The organism is Bradyrhizobium sp., assembly GCF_019242285.1.
GTDB lineage: Bacteria > Pseudomonadota > Alphaproteobacteria > Rhizobiales > Xanthobacteraceae > Bradyrhizobium.
Genome location: NZ_JAFAVV010000521.1, coordinates 1 through 6,556 on the forward strand (window position 1 = coordinate 1; position 6,556 = coordinate 6,556).

The window sequence follows — 6,556 nt, forward strand, 5'->3', positions numbered from 1 at the left end:
GTGCCGAACGGCAGGCTCGGATGCGCCGCAGTCATCTCGTGCGAGTCGAATTTCTCGCCGCTCGCGGTCCTGGTACCCTCGGTATAGAAGCTGGCCATTCCCCGCGACGCCACGTGGGGCGTCGTCGTCGCGCTGGCCGACGACGGCTCGTGCCGTCGCACCACCGACTCATGCGCCGGGGCCGATGCAAAGCGGAAACCTTGGTGGCGCTGGACGGACGCCTGTCGCGTCGGCGCATAGAATCCCGAGCGCTGGCTGACGACGGAGGACTGCGCGCAAGCGGCCAGCGACGCCGAAGCGAGCGCCAATGCAATGATCCGAATGACATTCTGCCGGCTTCCGGGCCCACCGGCACAAAACGCATCTATCGTATTCTCGACGCCAGAAATGCTGGCGCGGCTGTCAAAAGGCATGATGTATCGCCTCCACCCCCAGCCGGGCGAAAGAGCGACAGCCGATGGCGGCGAAACCGTGGCTGGGTACAACCGAGGGCGTGAAGAGGCATCTGTTTTCCTCTTGGGTGTTGCCGCTGAGACACAATATTGGCATCAAGCCGTGAGGAAGAGCCAGATGCGACCTGATCCACTGCTGCAACGCATCCTGCCCGCGCTGATCGGCGTAACCCTGGCTTGAGTCAAACCACCTTGTTCACGGCGGAGGACGACGTGCTCGTCGCCTTGTTCTTGGTCACCGGCACGGCATAGGTGCTGTGCCCGGCCTGGAAAATGATCTTCCCGGTCTGTCCGTCGTCGGACGTAAACGTCGCCTTGCTGCCGAACATGACGGAGTTCTTGGATACGATGCCGGCGCCGGACTGCATCGCACCGCCGTTGGCGGTGAATTTCACCTGCGCATCCCGCCCATCGATGGAGACGACCTGGAAGAATGCGCTCTGGCCGTTGGCCGATGAGAATCCGCTCCAGCTGCCGACCAGCTTGTTCTGGTCGGCTGCTGTGTCCACCTTGGCGAGGATCGCGGACTTTGTCGCGCCGCTCACCGAGAATTCCAGCGCGGCATTCTTTCCATCCTTGGTACCGATCGTGACATCGCCGAAGGTGATGGTCGCGCCATCGACGTCGGCAAGGCCGCGTTCCGTATGTCCGTTGTGAGTGTATTCGACCTGAGCCTTGGCGCCGCGGATGTTGACGACCTTGAACTCGACGAACTGATGGTCCTTCGACGACCAAACCCCCTTCCAATCACCGATCAGATTGCTCTGGTGATAGGTCCGTTCGGTCGCCGGCGAAATCTGGCTGCCGCTGGGAATGGATATCGCCGCCATCGGTCCAAAGCGTCCTGTCGAAGCGTGCCGCCTGACGCGGGGTCAATGCGAGCCTTCGCCGATCAGGCCAGCCAAGTATTAACGGGCGGTTAAGGCCGGGCGTGACCGGGGTGGGGCAAATCGCTCGCTGCCTGCGCTAACGTCCCCAACGGTCCTGCCAGATTTTCTCGCCGATGGTGCAGGGCACCCGCGGCTCCTTGTCGGCGACCGGGACGACCGAGGGCCGGTCCGGCGGGCGGCCGGCCACCTCGAGCAGGAGCTTGGTGCGAATCGCTTCCTTGAACCTCTCGCGGTCCTTGATCGCCACCACGAAAGAGCCGCGGCCGCCGATGACGCAATCTTCGTAGTACCAGTCGAGATTGTCGATATCCATGGTCGAATAGGACGGCTCCTTCACCATGATCGGCAGGCCGTTGATGACGATGCCCTTCGACAGCGCCTCGTCACGCGCGATCGTCACCGGCGTACCGTTGTTGTTGGGGCCGTCGCCGGAAATGTCGATGACACGGCGCAGGCCGTGATAGGGATCCTGGTCGAACAGCGGCATCGCGAAATAGATCGCGCCGGAGATCGAGGTGCGCGAGGCGCGACGGATCGGAGTCTTGAGGATCTCGTTGGCGACGGCATCCGCTGTCTCAGGCCCGTCGATGACGCGCCAGGGGATGATGATCTTCTGATCGCTGGACGCGGCCCATTCGAAATAGGTGATCGACACCTTGCCGTTCGGGCCGGTTTTCAGCGCCTGCAGGAATTCCTTGGAGACGATGGCCTGCGCGTAACCCTCGCGCTGCACGGCGAGTTCGTCCATGTCCATCGAGTAGGAGACGTCGACGGCCAGGATCAATTCGACATCGACGGTTGCCTGGTTGTCTCCGTCGGCGGCGATCTGCCGGGCCGCCTCGGCCTTCGGCGCCGGCGTCGCGTTCGCGGCGACGTCGCCACCGGCCATCGCGCCCGCGACAAGCACCGCCCCGATCGAGACAAACCAGCGCATGAGCCGACCTCCATCGTGTGAACGGATGGTGACATGCAAATGAGGCTGTGCAAAGCGCGAACGCAATTCAGCCTTCACATTCCAGTTAGCGCGAAGCCGCCGGTCGGCATCGGCCAGGCAAGCGCCGCTGCGCAAACAGGCAATCGGCGCACCTCATGCTTTGAACGCCGCAGATGCAATGAAGCCATCGCAAACAGCCGGTTCCCGAGTTGGCCCGGAGACGGTATCCTTCGAGTTGGCTGCTGGATCGCGAACTTCGGAAAGTGCAGACTTCGGAAAGTGCAGATATGGCCGATACCGTCACCAAACCCAGGACCAAGGTGCGGACCAAGGTCGAACGGCCGCGCCTGCACAAGGTCATCCTGGTCAACGACGACTATACGCCGCGCGAATTCGTCGTCACCGTCCTGAAGGGAGAATTCCGCATGACCGACGATCAGGCCTACAAGGTGATGATCACCGCGCACCGGCTCGGCGTCTGCGTCGTCGCCGTCTTTACCAAGGACGTCGCCGAGACCAAGGCTACCCGTGCCACCGACGCCGGCCGCGCCAAGGGCTACCCGCTGCTGTTCACGACCGAGCCGGAGGAGTGATGCGACCGACGCCGTCAGCCTGCCGCAAACCAGCGCGCATCCGCGCAGCGACCTCACAACTCCTTGCCGCCGTGCTCCTCGTCGCGATCGCCTGTGGCGGAACGGCCCGGGCGCAGAGCGATGCGATCTACCGCGTTACCTATTGCGAGGTGGCGCCAGGCGAGCATGCTTCCGCGACGGCGCTTCTCGCAGCAACCCGCGAGGCCGGCCAGCGCGCGGCGGGCAACCTGCGATTTGACCTGCTGCGCGAGAGCGGCCGCCCCAACCGCTTCGTGCTCGTGGAGGCCTGGCAGGACCAGGCTGCCCTCGACGGCAACGACAAGGCTCCGGGCACAACGGAGCTTCGCGGGAAGCTCGAGGCCATCCAGGCCGCGCCCTGCGATCCGCGCCTGCTCGGCGCGATGCGGGCGTGGGACGCCAAGAGCAAGTCACCGCTCGGAACAGTATACGTGGTGACGCATGTCGATGTGACGCCACCATTCGCCGACGAGGCGGCGTCCCTGCTCGGCGCGATGTTCGATTCTACGACGAAAGAAAGCGGCAATCTCGGTTACGACGTGCTGCGGCAGGCCAACCGCAAGAACCATTTCACGGTGATCGAGACATGGGCCGACATGAACGCCTTCGAAGCGCATGTGATGGCGGCGCACACGCGGGATTTTCGCGCCAAGCTGTCACCGATGATCGGCGCCCTCTATGACGAGCGCATCTACGCCATGTCCGCCGCTTGAGGGCGGCCCCTCTTGCTGGCCCGGCAAAACCGACGCAGAGTGAGACCAGCCGGAGTCAACCGGTGATCATCCAGCGAGGGAGGACGACATGATCAAGGTGAGCGTGATGTATCCGAACCAGCCCGGCGCGCGCTTCGACCACGACTACTACCGCGACAAGCACATGCCGCTGGTGAAGGCCCGGCTCGGCGACGCTTGCAAATACTACACCGTCGACAAGGGTCTTGCGGGCGGCGCGCCCGGCGCACCGGCGACCTATGTCGGCATGTGCCACATCTTCTGCGACTCGGTCGAGGCCTTCCAGGCCGGCATGGGCGCCCACGCCCAGGAGATCCTGGGCGACATTCCGAACTACACCGACCTGACGCCGGTGATCCAGATCAGCGAGGTCGTGGTCGGGCACTAGATGCGATGCAGTTCGGCTCCCTCCCCCCGTTCAGGAACGGAGAGAGGGAGCGCACTTCAGCTCGTCATCTCGTCGCGCAGGCCGAACACCCGCTGGGCTGCCGCGAAGCCGGCGATCGGAAACTCGCCGAGATCGACGAAGTCGGCGCCGCAGGACCCGGCAAAGGCCTCCGACGCCACCACGATTCGATGCAGGCGACTGGTGAGCTTCTCGAGCCGCGCCGCGAGGTTGACCGCAGGCCCGATGCAGGTGAAATCGAGCCGGTTGGAGCCGCCGATATTGCCGAACAGCACGCTGCCGATATGCAGCGCCACGCCAAAACGGAAACGCTCGATCGCCTCCCCGTTCGGATAATGCATGTCGAGCACGTTGGCACGCGCGAGGCGCGCCGCGGCCACCACCCGGCCGCATACCTCGCCGAGATGATCACCCTCCTTCGCGATCGGGAACACCGCGAGCAATCCGTCGCCCATGAACTTCAGGATCTCGCCGCCATGCTGGCGGATCGCGGGCACCTGACAATCGAAATAGCGGTTCAGGATGTCGACGACGATCTCGGGCGAGAGCCGGTCGGACAGCGCGGTGAAGCCGCGCAGATCCGACAGCCAGATCGCGGCTTGCATCGCTTCCGCATGTCCGCGCCGAATCTGGCCGGCCATGATGCGCTCACCGGCCTGGTTGCCGACATAGGTGTCGAGCAGCGACGCCGCCGTGCGGCGGAGCGCAAAAATCTCACCCAACAGCGAAAACGGCGGAATGATCGACCGCAACGCCGCGAGTTGCTGCTCGGTGAAACCGCCGTCTTGCCGGGTGGTCCAGCTCACGACATGAATCGATCCGTCGGTGAATTTGAGCGGCAGCGCGATGTAGTCGGTTGCGCCTTCGGCGCGCATCTCGTCGAGAAACGGGACGTGTTGGCTCTCGGGATCGTCGAGACGATATCGAAGCTCCCTGCCGCTGCGATAGACGATCCCGACCGGGTTGTTGATGAAGTCCGGCGACTCCTCGATGTCGAGATCGGCGGACGTGACCACCACCTCCGCTCCCGGACGCCAGAGGAAACGGCGCCCATAGACGTCGGGATGCAGGGTCCGCACGAAGGCGGCGACACGCCAGAGCGATATGCCCGCCGCGACCACCCGTTCGCAGACCTGGCGCAGGAACTCCGGCGACATCGGCGCCGACCGTGCGCCATCGATCAGCCATTCCCTGAGCTCTTGAATAGCGCGCTCATCCATGGCGCCATTAGTCGCCGAACGACCGCGCCGTCAAGGTGACATAAAGCCGTTGCGTTTGGCCGGCATCCGGGTGAAGTCAAGGAAACGGGATGCCGTGGATCGGAGCCGATTGCAGGAGGTTTGGATGCGGATTGCGGTGGTCGGTGCAGGTGGCGTGGGCGGCGGTTTCGGTGCAGCGCTGGCGAAGGCCGGCGCGGATGTCACCTTCGTCGCACGCGGCGCCCATCTGACGGCGATGAAGAACACCGGCCTCAGGATCGAGGGCGGCCGCGGCGAGACCCATCTGGTGCCCACCCAGGCCACCGACGATCCCGCAAGCATCGGCGAGGTCGATATCGTGCTGTTCTGCGTCAAGCTGTGGGACGTCGAGAGCGCGGGCGCTCAGATCAAGCCGCTGGTCGGCCCTATGACCGCGGTGATCCCGCTCCAGAACGGCATCGACGCCGCCGAGCGGCTGATCCCGATCCTCGGGCGCGAGGCGGTGATGGGGGGCGTGGCGCAGATCAGCGCCTCGATCGTCAGGCCCGGCGTGATCGTCCAGGTCGGCACCTTCATGCGGATGATCTTTGGGGAGCTCGATGGCAGGCGCAGCCGGCGGGCCGAGGACTTCCTGGCGCTGTGCGGCAAGGCCAGCTTCGACGCGACGCTGAGCGAAGAGATTCAGACCGAGCTGTGGATGAAATTCATCGCGCTCACGACCAATGCCAGCCTCACGGCGGCGACGCGGCAGCCGATCGGCCGGCTCCGCGACGATCCCGACATCCGGCCGATCTTCATCGCCGCCGTCAAGGAAGTGATCGAGCTCGGTCGCGCCGCAAAAGTCGCGCTGCCGGAAGACGCTCTCGACCGGACGCTCGCCTTCATCGGTCACATCCCGCCGGCCATGAAGGCCTCGATGGCGCTCGATCTCGAGCGCGGCAACCGGCTCGAACTGCCCTGGCTCAGCGGCAAGGTCGTCGAGTTCGGCCGCCAGCTCGGCGTGCCGACGCCGACGCACGCAATGCTCTATGGACTGCTGAAGCCCTACATCATGGGCACGTCGGGCTAATCGCGGGGCAGAGCCAAGCTCACTTAAGCGAATTTGGCTTGAATGCCCGTTCGGACGGCGGTGCCCACCTCTCCTTCGGGAGAGGTCGGCGCGAAGCGCCGGGTGAGGGGCTACAGTCTATCGTTCGGCATCTGGCGATGCGATCCGACGTCTTCCCGGCGGGGAGAGGTGAACCGAGTTTGTCGCAACGCGATACAATTCAAAGCCATTAGCTAAGCATCAGCGCCCGACCTGCCCGCGATGGCGAAGGAAATGGTCCGCCAG

At 64.5% G+C, this 6,556-nt stretch carries 8 protein-coding genes and 1 pseudogene; 5 read left to right on the forward strand and 4 right to left on the reverse strand.

Features of this window, described 5'->3' with window-relative positions; genetic code table 11:
• Window positions 1-308, reverse strand: a pseudogene (locus JOY90_RS20675) (septal ring lytic transglycosylase RlpA family lipoprotein); the annotation flags it as partial.
• A 79-nt stretch (window positions 309-387) separates the two neighbouring features.
• Between JOY90_RS20675 and JOY90_RS20680 the strand changes: the two are divergent.
• Window positions 388-633: a hypothetical protein gene (locus JOY90_RS20680; RefSeq protein WP_291692962.1), complete on the forward strand. Its 246-nt coding sequence runs from the start codon at window positions 388-390 to the stop codon at window positions 631-633.
• A 1-nt stretch (window position 634) separates the two neighbouring features.
• Here the strand turns inward: JOY90_RS20680 and JOY90_RS20685 are convergent, their stop codons facing one another.
• Together JOY90_RS20685 and JOY90_RS20690 are read right to left on the reverse strand one after the other, a co-directional pair.
• Window positions 635-1,282 carry a hypothetical protein gene (locus JOY90_RS20685; protein WP_291692963.1) on the reverse strand — a complete coding sequence of 216 codons (648 nt, stop codon included), beginning with the start codon at window positions 1,280-1,282 and terminating at the stop codon, window positions 635-637.
• Between the two features lie 136 nt (window positions 1,283-1,418).
• A complete protein-coding gene (locus tag JOY90_RS20690; RefSeq protein ID WP_291692964.1) occupies window positions 1,419-2,276 on the reverse strand; it encodes a DUF1194 domain-containing protein in 858 nt (285 codons plus the stop codon).
• 287 nt (window positions 2,277-2,563) lie between these two features.
• Between JOY90_RS20690 and clpS the strand changes: the two genes are divergently transcribed.
• From clpS to JOY90_RS20705, 3 genes are all read left to right on the forward strand, one after another.
• The gene (gene clpS, locus JOY90_RS20695) at window positions 2,564-2,869 is read left to right on the forward strand and encodes an ATP-dependent Clp protease adapter ClpS (RefSeq protein WP_291692965.1); all 306 of its coding nucleotides are present in this window, start codon (window positions 2,564-2,566) and stop codon (window positions 2,867-2,869) included.
• Window positions 2,869-3,600 (forward strand): antibiotic biosynthesis monooxygenase, encoded by a 732-nt coding sequence (locus tag JOY90_RS20700; RefSeq protein WP_291692966.1) that lies wholly within the window; start codon window positions 2,869-2,871, stop codon window positions 3,598-3,600. Before clpS ends, JOY90_RS20700 begins: the two co-directional genes overlap by 1 nt.
• A gap of 88 nt (window positions 3,601-3,688) precedes the next feature.
• The gene (locus JOY90_RS20705) at window positions 3,689-4,006 is read left to right on the forward strand and encodes an EthD family reductase (protein ID WP_291692967.1); all 318 of its coding nucleotides are present in this window, start codon (window positions 3,689-3,691) and stop codon (window positions 4,004-4,006) included.
• Between the two features lie 56 nt (window positions 4,007-4,062).
• On the opposite strand, the gene JOY90_RS20710 is transcribed toward JOY90_RS20705, so the two are convergent.
• On the reverse strand, window positions 4,063-5,244 hold the full coding sequence (locus JOY90_RS20710; RefSeq protein ID WP_291692968.1) for an adenylate/guanylate cyclase domain-containing protein: 1,182 nt from the start codon (window positions 5,242-5,244) through the stop codon (window positions 4,063-4,065).
• Window positions 5,245-5,368: 124 nt separating this feature from the next.
• Here JOY90_RS20710 and JOY90_RS20715 point away from each other — a divergent pair, with 124 nt between their 5' ends.
• Window positions 5,369-6,292 carry a 2-dehydropantoate 2-reductase gene (locus JOY90_RS20715; protein WP_291692969.1) on the forward strand — a complete coding sequence of 308 codons (924 nt, stop codon included), beginning with the start codon at window positions 5,369-5,371 and terminating at the stop codon, window positions 6,290-6,292.
• The last annotated feature ends 264 nt before the right edge of the window (window positions 6,293-6,556 follow it).